The organism is Cupriavidus sp. 05N39 (assembly GCF_056397325.1).
In genome coordinates, this window is the sequence record NZ_JBFTNE010000088.1 from 1 (window position 1) to 13,909 (window position 13,909).

Sequence of the window (13,909 nt, forward strand, 5' to 3'; positions counted from 1 at the left end):
GCTTGCAACTTCGTGGCCGTCCGCGCCGCGCTTGCAACTTCGTGGCCGTCCGCGCCGCGAGCGACAGACGGCCTGAAATTCGCGGTGGCCGCTACCGGGGGGACCACCACGAATCCCTGGGCATTGGCTGGGTCGTGGTGCTCCGAACCGGTGACGGCACGAGGCTATTAGAACCCGGGGCCTGACGACGAATCCAATGGGCTGCGTAAGCCCGACACGCCAGCCTCCTGCAAGGATCGCTTTCTTTTGGTTACTTTTCTTTACGAGTAAAGAAAAGTGACACCTCCGTGTGCGTAAACGGCCAACCCCGCACAGCCGCGACAGCAGCTAGAAGCAATAAAACCCCGCCCAACAAACGCATCCCCCCGCGTCAGCGGGGCTACAAGCAGCCCCAAAAAAAGGCATCCACTCACACCACAACATCTTCCAACGTGACCAACTGCGCGCCATCCTGCACCTGATCGCCAATGGCATAGAGCACTTCCTGCACCACACCGTCAGCGGGCGCAGTCAGCGTGTGCTCCATCTTCATGGCTTCCATCACGATCAGCGGATCACCCTTGCCGATGACGGCGCCAGCCTGGACCATCACCGCGATGATGCGCCCCGGCATCGGTGCCACCAGCTTGCCGCCCTCGGCATCGGCCGTGCCCGCGTGGGCGAGCGGGTCGATGACCTCCAGCCGGGTTTGCTGCGCGCCGCTGAACACGTAAAGCGTTTCACCGTCGATATGGGCGCTGCCCTTGACGGTGCGCGCGCCAAGGTCAAGCGCGTAGCCGCCGGCCTGGGTGGTGGCGCGGAAGGGCACGGTCTGCTCGCCCACGGTGAGCCATTGCTTGCCGCCATCGCTGCGCAGGCTGGCAAGCGTTTCACCTTCGCTGGTGCGCAGGCGGAACTGGCTGCTGGCGTCGCCGTTCAAGCGCCATGCCCCGGCGTTTTGCCACGGCGAATGCGCATCCGCCGGATCGACGCGCCGCGCGCGGGTTTCCGCATCCATCAGCGCCGCTACCGCCAGCGCGATGGTCTCGGTGCCCACCTGCGCCGGCGGCGGGAACAATGCTGCCTGGTTGCGTTCGATCAGCCCGGTGTCGAGGTCGGCGGTGCGGAACGCCTGCGAAGTCACCAGCCGTTGCAGGAAGGCGATATTGGTCGAAAGGCCCACCACGTGATACTCCGCCAGCGCCTGCGCCATGCGGGCGAGCGCTTCCTCGCGGTCGCGGCCCCACACGATCAGCTTGGCGATCATGGGGTCGTAGTAGGGGCTGATGGTGTCGCCCTCGCGCACGCCGGAATCGATGCGGACGCCGGCCGGGCCGTCGCCGTCATGCCCAAGGGCGAACGTCACCGCCGCCGGGGTGCGCAGGTAGCGCAGCGTGCCGGTGGAGGGCAGGAACCCCTTGTCGGGATTCTCGGCGTAGACGCGTGCTTCCAGCGCGTGGCCGTGGATGCGAAGCTGATCTTGCTTCAGCGGCAACGGCTCGCCCGAGGCCACGCGCAATTGCCATTCCACCAGGTCTTGCCCGGTGATCATCTCGGTGACGGGATGCTCCACCTGCAGGCGGGTGTTCATCTCCATGAAGTAGAACGAGCCGTCCTGGTTGGCGATGAACTCAACGGTGCCCGCGCCGACATAGCCGACGGCCTGCGCCGCCGCAACGGCGGCTTCGCCCATCGCCCGCCGGCGTTCCTCGCTCATGCCGGGCGCCGGGGCTTCCTCCAGCACCTTCTGGTGGCGCCGCTGCACCGAGCAGTCGCGCTCGAACAGGTAGACGCAGTTGCCGTGCGTGTCGGCGAACACCTGGATTTCGATATGGCGCGGGCGGGTCAGGTATTTCTCCACCAGCACGCGGTCGTCGCCGAAGCTGGCGCTGGCCTCGCGCTGCACCGAAGCCAGCGCGGCTTCGAAGCCTTCGCTGGCTTCCACCACGCGCATGCCCTTGCCGCCACCGCCGGCGCTGGCTTTCAGCAGCACCGGGTAGCCGATGCGGTCGGCCTCGTGCCGCAGCAGCGCCGGGTCCTGGTCCTCGCCGTGATAGCCCGGCACCAGCGGCACCGCGGCTTCTTCCATCAGGCGCTTGGCCGCGCTCTTGCTGCCCATGGCGCGGATGCTCGATGCCGGCGGGCCGATAAAGACCAGACCCGCCGCGGCGCAGGCATCGGCGAAGCCGTCGTTTTCGGAGAGGAAGCCGTAGCCCGGATGGATCGCCTGCGCGCCGGTCGCCTTGGCCATCTCGATGATGTGGTCGCCGCGCAGGTAACTGTCGYGCGCGGCGGCACCGCCGATGTGCACGGCCTCGTCGCACAGCGCCACATGGCGCGCGTTGGCGTCGGCGTCGGAGTAGACCGCTACCGTGCGGATGCCAAGGCGGCGGCAGGTGGCTGCCACGCGGCAGGCGATTTCGCCGCGGTTGGCGATCAGGATCTTGTTGAACATGGCTGTTCCTAGTTTTAGTTCTGGCGGCGTGGCTGCGATGGCCGCGCGGGTGGTTCGGCGGCTACCCGTGCAGCACGGCGCTTGATTGGCTGGGGGCTGGCTGGAGGTTCGCTCAGGCAGGCCGCCAGGACGGCGAGCGTTTTTCCAGGAAGGAACGCACGCCCTCGCGGCCTTCTTCCGAGGCGCGGATCGCCGCAATGCGGTCGGCGGTATCGGCCAGCAGCGCATCGTCGATGGCCCGGCCCGGCACCTCCTGCACCAGCCGTTTGCTCTCGCGCACGGCGTTGGGGCTGTTGGCCACCAGCGCGGCGGCCAGTTCGGCCACCTTGGCATCCAGCGCGTCGGCCGGCACCACCTCATGCACAAAGCCCAGCCGCAGCGCCTCGGCGGCGCCGAAGCGCTCGGCCGTGATGAAGTAGCGGCGCGCGGCCTGCTCGCCCATGGCGCGGATCACATAGGGGCTGATGGTGGCGGGCAACAGGCCCAGGCGCGCTTCCGACAGGCAGAAATTCACCGGCTCAGCGGCCACGGCGATGTCGCAGGCCGCAACCAGGCCCACGCCGCCGGCATAGGTGTCGCCGTGGATGCGTGCAATCACGGGCTTGGGGCAGGCCCAGATCGTGTGCAGCATCTGCGCCAGGGTCAGCGCATCGGACCGGTTCTCGTCGTGCGAGTAGCCGGCCATCTTCTTCATCCAGTTCAGGTCCGCGCCCGCGCAGAAGGCCGGGCCATTGCCCGCCAGCACGATGGCACGCACCGCGGGCTCGCTGCCCAGCGCGCGGAAGGCGCCGGTCAGCTCGGCGATCACGGTCTCGTTAAAGGCGTTGCGCACGTCCGGCCGGTTCAGCGTGACGGTGGCCACGTGCTGCGCGGCGGTGACGGTCAGGGTGGTGAATTCCATGGTTGTGTCCTGTGCGATGCGGTGCGATTCAATATCCGGGGCATTTGCGCGTGCGATCACGGCGCGCGATCACATGCGGAACACGCCGAACTTCATCTCGCCGATCGGCGCGTTCAGGCTGGCCGACAAGCCCAGGCCCAGCACCGTGCGCGTCTGCGCGGGATCGATCACGCCGTCGTCCCACAGCCGCGCGCTGGCGTAGTAGGGGTGGCCCTGGTGCTCGTACTGGTCGCGGATAGGCTGCTTGAACTTGTCCTCTTCCTCGGCGCTCCAGCTGCCGCCCTTGGCCTCGATGCCGTCGCGGCGCACGGTAGCCAGCACGCTGGCCGCCTGCTCGCCGCCCATCACCGAGATMCGCGCGTTCGGCCACATCCACAGGAAGGKSGGCGAATASGCGCGSCCGCACATGCCGTARTTGCCSGCGCCRAASGAGCCGCCGATTAGCACCGTGAACTTCGGCACCTGCGCCGTCGCCACCGCCGTCACCATCTTGGCGCCGTTGCGCGCAATGCCTTCGTTCTCGTACTTGCGGCCCACCATGAAACCGGTGATGTTCTGCAGGAACACCAGCGGGATCTTGCGCTGGCAGCACAGCTCGATGAAGTGCGCGCCCTTCAGCGCCGATTCCGAGAACAGGATGCCATTGTTGGCGATGATGCCGACCGGATAGCCCCAGATCCGCGCAAAACCGCAAACCAGCGTGGTGCCGTAGCGCGCCTTGAATTCGTCGAAATCCGAATCGTCCACGATGCGTGCAATGACTTCGCGCACGTCATACGGCTTGCGCGTGTCGGTAGGAATCACGCCATACAGTTCTTCCACCGGATAACGCGGGGGCAGGGGCTCGTGCAGGCGGATCTGGTCCGGCTTGCGGCGGTTCAGGTGCTGCACGATATTGCGCGCCAGCGACAGCGCGTGCGCGTCGTTCTGCGCGAAGTAATCGGCCACGCCCGAGAGGCGTGTGTGCACGTCTGCCCCGCCCAGGTCTTCGGCCGTGACTTCTTCACCGGTAGCCGCTTTCACCAGCGGCGGGCCGCCCAGGAAAATCGTGCCCTGGTTCTTGACGATGATGGACTCGTCGCTCATCGCCGGCACGTAGGCTCCGCCCGCCGTGCACGAACCCATCACCACCGCGATCTGCGGGATGCCTTGCTTGGACAGGTTGGCCTGGTTGTAGAAGATGCGGCCGAAGTGATCGCGGTCAGGGAAGACGTCGTCCTGGTTGGGCAGGTTGGCGCCGCCGGAATCCACCAGGTAGATACAGGGCAGGTTGTTCTGCTCGGCGATTTCCTGCGCGCGCAGGTGCTTGCGCACGGTGAGCGGGTAGTAGGTGCCGCCCTTGACGGTAGCGTCATTGCAGACGATCACGCATTCCTGCCCGGCGATGCTGCCTATGCCGGTGATGATGCCGGCGCCGGGCGCGGCATTGTCGTACATGTCATAAGCCGCGAGCTGCGACAGTTCCAGGAACGGCGTGCCCGGATCGAGCAGTTGCTGCACGCGATCGCGCGGCAGCAGCTTGCCCCGCCCGAGGTGCTTGGCGCGGGCTTCTTCGCCGCCGCCTTCGGCCAGCCTGGCGATCTTCGCCTTGAGGTCGGCGACCAGCGCCTGCATGGCGTCGGCATTGGCGCGGAAGGATTCCGAGCGAGCATTGAGTTTGGTTTCRAGCGTGGGCATAGGTGTCGGGTCTCTGTTCTTTTATGGCGTGCAGTGATCGCGGCGGCGCAGGCCGGCAGGGCAGCTTACGCCGTTTCGGCGTACAGCTCGCGCCCGATCAGCATGCGCCGGATTTCCGACGTGCCSGCGCCGATCTCRTACAGCTTGGCGTCGCGCCACAGCCGGCCGACCGGGTATTCGTTGATATAGCCGTTGCCGCCCAGGATCTGCACCGACTCGCCGGCCATCCAGGTGGCCTTCTCGGCGGTGTACAGGATGACCGCGGCGCAGTCCTTGCGCACCTGGCGAATGCTCTGGCCGAACTGCTTGCGGTCGTGGATGTAGGGGGTGATGACGTCCATGCAGGCCTGCATGATGCCGACCGGGCCGCCGGAGAGCACCGCGCGCTCGTAGTCCAGCCCGCTCATCAGCACCTTGGCGCCGGCGTTTTCCGCGCCGAGGATGTTCTCGACCGGCACTTCGACGTCCTGGAACACCAGCTCGCCCGTGTGCGAGCCGCGCATGCCCAGCTTGTCCAGCTTCTGTGCCACCGAGAAGCCCTTCATGCCCTTCTCGACGATAAAGGCGGTCATGCCGCGCGCGCCCAGGTCCGGCTCGGTCTTGGCGTAGACCACCAGCACATCGCAGTCCGGGCCGTTGGTGATCCACATCTTGGTGCCGTTGAGCACGTAGCGGTCGCCCTTGAAGTCGGCGCGCAGCTTCATGCTCACCACGTCGGAGCCGGCGTTGGGYTCGCTCATGGCCAGTGCGCCGATCCARTCGCCGGAGACCAGCTTCGGCAGGTATTTGGCTTTTTGCGCGGGGGTRCCRTTGCGGTGGATCTGGTTCACGCACAGGTTGGAGTGCGCGCCGTAGGACAGGCCGACCGAGGCGGAAGCGCGGCTGATCTCTTCCATCGCGATCATGTGGGCCAGGTAGCCCATATTGGCGCCACCGTACTCCTCCGCCACGGTGATGCCGAGCACGCCGAGATCGCCCATCTTCTTCCAGGCGTCCATCGGGAACTGGTCGGTGCGGTCGATCTCCGCGGCGCGCGGAGCGAGTTCGGCCTGCGCCCAGTTGCGCACGGACTCGCGCAGCATGAGCGTGCGCACCACGCACAAGGTCATCAGCATGGTGGCCACCGCCTTGCGCACGCCAGCGGTCTCGGTGAATACATCGCCCTGCGCCACGATCAGCGTGCGGCCGGGCTTGAGCACGCGGCCCACCGCTACCAGGCGCTCGCCCTTGGCCGGCGACAGCAGGTTGATCTTGTACTCCGCGGTCAGCCCCGCCTCACCCTCGCCAACCATCGACAGCGCCGCGTAGCCGCAGGCACTGTCGGCCAGCGCCCCCACGGCGCCACCGTGGAAGAAACCGTGCTGCTGGGTCACGCCCTCGGACCACGGCATGGCGATCTCGACCTCGCCGCGCGTCACCCGTGTCAGCGCCGCGCCGAAGGTGGTCATCAGGCCCTGGCGGGCGAAGCTGGTGGCGATCGCGTCCGCGCGCGCGGCCGGCAAGGAAGTGGATTCGACGGCGAGAGGCATGGGCTTTCCTTTTGTTCGCCGGCCGGCAACGCAGAGGCCCGGCGCGGACGATGGGCTGAGAAGCTATTCTATTTACGTTTACGTAAACGTCAATCAAATCCACCAAAGACCGAATGATAATGCCGCATCAGGCGCTTTTTGCCTCGTCCGCAGGGCCTTCCGCACCTGTCTGGGCCGCCAGCAGTGCCCGGCAATGCCGTTCATGCTGATCGATTTCCGCAAGCTGCGCCTGCAGGTCCTCGAGCTGGCGCTCCAGCGTGCCGCGATGGTGCGCCAGCGAGTGCAGGAAGCGCTCGAGCTGCGGTGCTGTGTCGCGCGGCGATTCGTAGAGATCCAGGATCTCGCGGATTTCGTTCAGCGTCAGGCCCAGCCGCTTGCCCCGCACCGTGAGCTTCAGGCGGGTGCGCTCGCGCCCGTTATAGACACGCTTGCGCCCGCTCGGGCCTTCGCGCTCGGGCGACAGCAAGCCCTGGTCCTCATAGAAACGGATAGCGCGGGGCGTGACATCGAACTCGCGGGCGAGATCGGTGATGGTGTACGTCGGCGTGGCTGGCGAATCTGGCATGGTGACCCAGTAAAAAAGTGAACGGTCGTTCGGTACAGAATGAAGTTTTCGCTTAATATTGAAAAARCCCGCTCCAGTTGACGTTAACGTTAGCGTCAAGCAAGGCGGCTGGCAACCGTGGCGTGCATCGCCATTTTGCGACGGCTACCGTGACAACGAGAAAGCCCGCCTGCATGCGGCAGCGCATGCACAGGGCTTCGGACGAGAGAGAGACTCCCCATGAACGCACTCGAACACCAACTCCAATATCCGTTTGGCGACACCATGCCCGCAGGCGGCGCGCGGCAGGCAGTCGCGCCTGGCGTCTACTGGCTCCGCATGCCCCTGCCCTTCGCGCTGGACCACATCAACCTGTGGCTGGTACGCGACCGCATCGACGGCCAAGACGGCTGGACCATCATCGACTGCGGCGTCACCAACGACACCATCAAGGCGCACTGGGAAACCATATTCGCCAACGAACTCGAAGGCCTGCCGGTGCTGCGCGTGCTGGCCACGCACTGCCACCCCGACCACATCGGCCTGGCGCACTGGCTGTGCAAGCGCTGGGACGCACGGCTATGGATGAGCCTGGGCGACTATATGAACGCCCGCGTGATGGGTGGCGGGGGCGGCGTTGGCTCCAACGCCGGCGGCGACTTCGCCGCCAGCCACTTCGCCCGCCACGGCCTGACCGACCCCGACAGCCTGGAAAAGCTGCGCGCGCGCAAGAGCTACTACCCGTCGCTGGTGCCCGACCTGCCCACCCAGTACCGGCGCATGATGGACGGCGATATCGTCAATATCGGCACCGACCCCGCCAGGTCCGGCTGGCGCGTGATCACCGGCTTTGGCCATGCGCCCGAACACGTCGCGCTATACAACGCCGGCATCAATGTGCTGATTTCCGGCGACATGGTGCTGCCGCGCATCTCCACCAATGTCAGCGTGTTCGACATGGAACCGGAAGCCAATCCGCTCAAGCTATACCTGGACTCCCTCGGCAAGTACGAGCCGCTGCCCGAGGATGTGCTGATCCTCCCGTCGCATGGCAAGCCCTTCCGGAACCTGCATACGCGGATCAGGCAACTGCGCGAGCACCATGTAGACCGCCTGGCCGAGACGCGCGCGGCCTGCGCGGAAAAGCCGTGCAATGCGCATGACATCGTCGGCGTCATGTTCAAGCGGCAATTTGATATTCACCAGATGACGTTCGCGATGGGCGAAGCGCTGGCCCACTTGCACCTGTTGTGGCACGCGGGGGAAGTCAGCCGGGAAGTCGGGGCCGACGGCGTAGTCAGGTTCAGGATGTTGGCCTGACATCGAAGTCCCGGGCTAGGCATACGGACCGAAAACAGCATAGCCAACCGGCAGTAGCCATGTGGCGCGCCCGAAAGGCGGGCCGCCCCCCAGCGCAATGCGAAGCGAGCCATCAAGGTGTACCAGGCCGTATGGGGCGAGGGGGGGGGCGCCCCATCCGGCGCGCCTTCTTTGCCTACTTTCTTGGCAAGACAAGAAAGTAGGTCGCCGCCCCGCAGGGGTGGTGAAACTGTCTTTGACTTTAAGCCTTTAACTTCGAAGTCAGCCAGCCGCAAACCGCGCCAAATACCCAACCCCCTCAACAGCCCGACTCCCATACCACGAAACCATCTCCCCATCGATCAGCAAAACCTCCTTCCCGATCTGCCGCTCCAGCGCATCCACATGCGCCTCGGTAAACCGATAAGGCTCACTGGAAAGCAAAACCAGATCAATCTCCCGCACCAGCCCCTCGCTCCAGCGAAAACTCGGATAGCGGGTGTCCGCCGTATTGGGCCGGCTGCAATCCCCGTCGACACAGGCTTCCGGCATGGCTCGCGCCGAAGGCCAGGTCTGCCAGTTGACCAACGCCAGCATGCGACTGATATAGGTATCCCTGGACACCGTCATCCACGGATCCTGCCAGATCGCATACAGCACCTTGCGCCCGGGCCAAATCCGGCCACGCACCTGCGCCAGCTCGAACTCCATCGCCTCGCATAGCGACTCAGCTTCGGCAACCCGGCCGAAAATGCCGCCAAGCAAGCGATAAAGCGCAAGATTATCCTCAGGCGCACACGGGTGAGTCACGATCACATGCGGAACGAACCCCCGGATCTCATCGACCGTCTCGCGGCGGTTCTCATCGATATTGACCACCACATGCGTAGGCGCCAGCGCCCTCAGGCGCTCAAGCTTGACATCCTTGGTGCCGCCCACCTTGGCAACGGCACGCACGGCAGGCTCGGGATGAATGCAAAAGCCAGTGCGCGCCACCACCTGCGGCCCCAGCCCCAGCGCAAACAACAGCTCCGTCACCGATGGCACCAGCGAAGCGATACGCACCTCCCCGGCAGCGGGGCCATGCAAGACGCCTGCGGCATCCTGCCAGGTCATGACTGCTTGTCCTGGCTGCGCGGCTTGCGCGGCGCGCGCGAGAAAAGCGCATCGTAAAGCCAGCGCGGCATCAGGTGCAGGATGGACGCCACCACGCCCATCTGCCACGGCAGCACGGCGAAGCGGCGGCCTGCGGCAATGGCACGCACCGCCTTGCGGGCGAATACGTCGGCATCCATCAGAAAAGGCATGCGATAGGGATTGTGCTCGGTCATCGGCGTGCGGATATAGCCGGGTGCGATGGTGACCACGCGGATGCGCTCGCGGCGCTGTTCCAGGCGCAGGCTTTCGAGCAGCTTGATCACGGCGGACTTGGAGGCGCTGTAGGCGCCGCCGCCGGGCAGCCCGCGCACGCCGGCCACGCTGGCAATGCCGACCAGCGTGCCCCGCCAGCCGCCGGCGCCGGGAGCGCGCTCGCGCATGGGCTGCATGAACGGCTGGAAGGTAGTGAGCACGCCGAACCAGTTGGTGTCCATCACCATGCGGAAAGCTTCAAGATCCTCGCGCTCGCTGGCCACGGTGCCGACCGATACGCCGGCGTTGGCGATCACCACATCCGGACAGCCAAAATGATCGAGGAAGTCCTGAGCGGCGAGCTGCATGGCGGCGGCATCGCGCACGTCCGCGGCATAAACGCGCACGGCGTTGGGGTTGGGCAGGCTGCGGGCAAATTCGCGCAGCACGTCTTCGCGCCGGCCAACCAGTCCGAGGATGGCGCCCTGCGCGGCGTACTCGCGCGCCAGGGCCTGGCCGAGTCCGCTCGACGCGCCGGTAAGAAAGACTTTCAGTGCTCGCATCGGGTGGGTCCTGGGGAAACTGCAACACTGTTCATGCCGACAGCCCCATCCCGGCGCGGGCCGGACGCCGCTGCGCCACGCCGGCGCCGGCGGTGCCGGTCGACCGCTGGCGGCCAGGGCTGGCCGCCGCAGGGAATTTACATCTTCTTGTCGCGGACCTGGCCGACAAGGTAATCCAAGGTCTGGATGGCCGCGCCCTTGGTGCCGGCGATGGACGGCGAGGTCACGTACTTGCCCTGCACCACGATGGTCGGCACGCCGTCGATCTTGTAGGCGTCCGCGATCTTGTTGGCGCGTTGCGAGTTGGTGGTCACGGAGAACGAGTTGTAGGCGTCGAGGAACGCCTTGCGGTCAATGCCGTTCTTGGCCATGAAGTCGGCGATCTCGTTCGGGTCCAGCATGCGCTTGCGGTCGACGTGCATGGCGCTGAAGACCTTGCTGTGCATGGCGTCAAGCTTGCCGAGGGATTCCAGCGCATAGAAGATCTTGGTGTGCGGCAGCAGGTCGTCGCGGAAGGCCACCGGCACGCGCTTGAACACGACGTCCTTGCCTTGCTTGCTCACCCAGGCTTCCAGCTCGGGCTCGAAATCGAAGCAGTGCGGGCAGCCGTACCAGAAGAACTCGGTGACTTCGATCTTGCCCGGCGCGACGGGCTGCGGCGCTTTCAGGACCTGATATTCCTTGCCCGAGGTGGGCGTGGCTGCCTGGGCAGGTGCGGTCATCAGGAAACCGGTCACAGCGACCAGCGTGGCGAACAAGGTGGCGAGTTTCTTCATATGGCGCGGCTTTCGAAAATGGGCAATGAGCGTATGACAGCGGCGGGGCGTTCCGGTTCAGCGAACGCCCCGGGTTGTTACTGCTTGGTAAAACGGATCACCGAAGCTTCGAAGCCCGACGACTGCAGCCGGTCGCGCGCGCGGTTCATATCTTCGATCTTGTTGAACGGCCCCAGGCGCACGCGATAGAGCTTGACACCATTGACGTCGCGCTCGGTCACCTTGGCCTCGAAACCCTGCATGGCCAGGTTGGCCTTCTGGCGGTCAGCGTCGTCCTGCGAACGGAAGGCGCCCACCTGCAGCAGGTAGCCGACCTTGTTGGCATCGGCCTGGGCGATCTCGGCGATCGGGTCGGCGACGGGCTTCTCGGCCGGCTTCTCGGCGGCCTTTTCCGCCGGTTTCTGCGCGGGCTTCTCGGCCGGTTTTTCCGCGGGCTTCTCGGTCGGCTTCTCGGTCGGCTTCTCAGCCGGTTTTTCGGCGGGCCGGTTGGCGGCCACCGGGGGCTGGCGCTCAGGCGGCTTCACCGTGGGCGCCGGACCGGCGGGCTGCTCGGGCTCGGCGGCAGGCCCGACGGGCTTGGCCGGCGTCTTGCTCCACAGCGGCTTGTTGGGATCCGTCGGGGCTTCCTGCGCCGGGGCCGGCAGGTTGCTGACGATATTGCCGGGCTCGGACGGCTTCTGAGCGCCCTTTTGCTGGAATGGCGCCGGCGACTTGGTGATGTACAGGGCGACCACTACCGCGATCGCCAGGCCGACGATCAGGCCCAGCACCAGTCCCAGGAACGTACCTCCGCGCTGCGGGGCGCGGCTGGCATTGCGCAGGGCGCGCTTGCGTTGCTGTTGCATGAATTCCTCTAGCGTGATGGCGCGATTATAGAGCCTGCGCCAATCCCGGCATCACTGTCTGTGGTCAAGACGACACGCTTGCCCGTGCCAGGGGGGGAGCCCCCGGCGCGGGGCGTTTACATCCGTTGCGGCGCCGAGACACCGATCACCGCCAGCCCGTTGCGCAACACCTGCCGCGTCGCGGCCAGCATCGCCAGACGGGCCAGCTTGACGGCCTCGTCATCCACCAGCACGCGGTCGGAGTTATAGAAGGCATGGAAATCGCCCGCCACGTCCCGCAGGTAGAAGGCGACCGCGTGCGGCGCCAGTTCGTCCGCCGCCGCCGCCAGCATGTCCGGGAAATCGGCCAGGCGCTGGCCCAGCGCGAGCGCCTGCGGGGTGGCATCGGGGCCGGTCACGGGCGCCAGGTCGGCGCCGGCCAGCGCGGGAAGCTTGGCTTCCCAGTCGGCGCCGCCCCAGGATTCGAAGATCGAGCAGATCCGGGCATGGGCGTACTGCACGTAATACACCGGGTTCTCGTCGTTCTGCTTGAGCGCGAGGTCGACATCGAAAATGAATTCCGTGTCCGCCTTGCGCGACAGCAGGAAGAAGCGCACCGCATCGCGCCCGCGCGTGAAGTGCTCGGGCCAGTCCGCCACGCCGGCTTCCAGGCAGCCGCGGATGGTCTCGCCGCCTTCCGCGCCGTTGCTCCATTCGATCAGGTCGCGCACGGTCACATAGGAACCGGCGCGCTTGGAGATCTTGACCTCCTCGCCGTTCTTCATGACGGTGACCATCTTGTGCAGGATGTAGTCGGGGTAGCCCACGGGGATGCCGATTTCCAGCCCTTGCAGTCCCGCGCGCACGCGCGCGATGGTGCCGTGGTGGTCGCTGCCCTGCACGTTGATGACCTTGGTGAAGCCGCGCTCCCACTTGCTGGTGTGGTAGGCCACGTCCGGCACGAAGTAGGTATAGGTGCCGTCGCCCTTGCGCATGACGCGGTCCTTGTCGTCGCCGTCGTCGGTGGTGCGCAGCCACAGCGCGCCCTCGTTCTCGTAGGTCTTGCCCTTGTCCACCAGCGATTTCACCGTGGCCTCTACCTTGCCGTCGCTGTAGAGGGACGATTCCAGGTAGTAGCGGTCGAACTTGACGCCGAACGCCCGCAGGTCGATGTCCTGCTCGTTGCGCAGGTAGGCCACGGCAAACTTGCGGATCGACTCGATGTCCTCGACGTTGCCGGAGGCCGTCACGGCGTCGCCGTCGGATGCGCGCACGGTCTTGCCGGCCAGGAAGTCGGCGGCGATGTCGGCGATATAGTCGCCGTTGTAGGCCGATTCAGGCCAGCCGGCATCTCCCGGCTTGAGGCCGCGGGCACGCGCCTGCACGGAGGTCGCCAGGGTCTGGATCTGCACGCCGGCGTCGTTGTAATAGAACTCGCGGTGCACGGCGAAACCCTGCCAGTCCAGCAGGTTGGCAAGCGCATCGCCCAGCGYCGCCTGGCGGCCGTGGCCCACGTGCAGCGGACCGGTCGGGTTAGCCGAGACGAACTCGACCAGCACCTTGCCGCGCGCGCCCTGCTCCTGGGCACCATAGCGGTTGCCCTGCTCGAGCACCGCGCGCAGCACGTCGGCCTTGGCGGCCGGCGTCAGGCGCAGGTTGATAAAGCCGGGACCGGCAATCTCAAGCCCGGCCACCAGGCCGGCGGTACGCGCATCGGCCTTGACCGCATCGACAATCTGCTGGGCCAGCTCGCGCGGGTTGCGCTTGAGCGAGCGGGCAACCTGCATGGCGAGGTTGCAGGCCAGGTCGCCGTGGGCGGCCACCTTGGGGCGTTCGAAGGTGGCAGCGGGCAGGGCGGCGTCGGCCGGAGCGAGTGCGCGCACCGCGTCGTTGAACGCAGCGGCAAGGTTGGTGGTCTGAACTGGCAGCATGGATGTCGTGGCCCTGAGGCGGTTGTCTGGTGCCGCCGCGGCGGTCCGGAAGCGGCGGCACCGTCACGGGCGGCATGTGGA

General features: G+C 66.2%; 11 protein-coding genes and 1 pseudogene. 1 reads left to right on the plus strand and 11 read right to left on the minus strand.

The window, feature by feature from the left end:
- Positions 1–409 precede the first annotated feature (409 nt).
- From AC1DN0_RS31045 to AC1DN0_RS31070, 6 genes and pseudogenes are all read right to left on the minus strand, one after another.
- Positions 410–2,434: an acetyl/propionyl/methylcrotonyl-CoA carboxylase subunit alpha gene (locus AC1DN0_RS31045; protein ID WP_477146253.1), complete on the minus strand. Its 2,025-nt coding sequence runs from the start codon at positions 2,432–2,434 to the stop codon at positions 410–412.
- A gap of 112 nt (positions 2,435–2,546) precedes the next feature.
- The gene (locus AC1DN0_RS31050) at positions 2,547–3,335 is read right to left on the minus strand and encodes an enoyl-CoA hydratase/isomerase family protein (RefSeq protein ID WP_477104747.1); all 789 of its coding nucleotides are present in this window, start codon (positions 3,333–3,335) and stop codon (positions 2,547–2,549) included.
- A 69-nt stretch (positions 3,336–3,404) separates the two neighbouring features.
- Positions 3,405–5,012, minus strand: coding sequence for a carboxyl transferase domain-containing protein (locus AC1DN0_RS31055; protein WP_477146254.1), 1,608 nt, complete (start codon positions 5,010–5,012; stop codon positions 3,405–3,407).
- A 65-nt stretch (positions 5,013–5,077) separates the two neighbouring features.
- The gene (locus AC1DN0_RS31060) at positions 5,078–6,127 is read right to left on the minus strand and encodes an isovaleryl-CoA dehydrogenase (RefSeq protein WP_477146259.1); all 1,050 of its coding nucleotides are present in this window, start codon (positions 6,125–6,127) and stop codon (positions 5,078–5,080) included.
- A gap of 36 nt (positions 6,128–6,163) precedes the next feature.
- Positions 6,164–6,541: pseudogene (locus tag AC1DN0_RS31065) on the minus strand (PaaI family thioesterase); the annotation flags it as partial.
- 127 nt (positions 6,542–6,668) lie between these two features.
- Complete coding sequence (locus tag AC1DN0_RS31070) at positions 6,669–7,106, minus strand: MerR family transcriptional regulator (protein WP_441637518.1); 438 nt, start codon at positions 7,104–7,106, stop codon at positions 6,669–6,671.
- A gap of 219 nt (positions 7,107–7,325) precedes the next feature.
- On the opposite strand from AC1DN0_RS31070, the gene AC1DN0_RS31075 reads away from it, so the two are divergent.
- A complete protein-coding gene (locus AC1DN0_RS31075) occupies positions 7,326–8,405 on the plus strand; it encodes an MBL fold metallo-hydrolase (RefSeq protein ID WP_477104494.1) in 1,080 nt (359 codons plus the stop codon).
- Positions 8,406–8,666: 261 nt separating this feature from the next.
- Here AC1DN0_RS31075 and AC1DN0_RS31080 read toward each other — a convergent pair whose 3' ends face one another.
- The 5 genes from AC1DN0_RS31080 to argS form a co-directional block, all read right to left on the minus strand.
- The gene (locus AC1DN0_RS31080) at positions 8,667–9,500 is read right to left on the minus strand and encodes a helical backbone metal receptor (RefSeq protein WP_441637515.1); all 834 of its coding nucleotides are present in this window, start codon (positions 9,498–9,500) and stop codon (positions 8,667–8,669) included.
- Positions 9,497–10,297, minus strand: coding sequence for an SDR family oxidoreductase (locus tag AC1DN0_RS31085; protein ID WP_441637513.1), 801 nt, complete (start codon positions 10,295–10,297; stop codon positions 9,497–9,499). Before AC1DN0_RS31085 ends, AC1DN0_RS31080 begins: the two co-directional genes overlap by 4 nt.
- Positions 10,298–10,434: 137 nt before the next feature.
- On the minus strand, positions 10,435–11,073 hold the full coding sequence (locus tag AC1DN0_RS31090) for a thiol:disulfide interchange protein DsbA/DsbL (protein ID WP_441636180.1): 639 nt from the start codon (positions 11,071–11,073) through the stop codon (positions 10,435–10,437).
- Between the two features lie 77 nt (positions 11,074–11,150).
- Complete coding sequence (locus AC1DN0_RS31095) at positions 11,151–11,918, minus strand: SPOR domain-containing protein (RefSeq protein ID WP_441636178.1); 768 nt, start codon at positions 11,916–11,918, stop codon at positions 11,151–11,153.
- A 116-nt stretch (positions 11,919–12,034) separates the two neighbouring features.
- Positions 12,035–13,828 (minus strand): arginine--tRNA ligase, encoded by a 1,794-nt coding sequence (argS, locus tag AC1DN0_RS31100; RefSeq protein WP_477146255.1) that lies wholly within the window; start codon positions 13,826–13,828, stop codon positions 12,035–12,037.
- Positions 13,829–13,909: the final 81 nt, after the last annotated feature.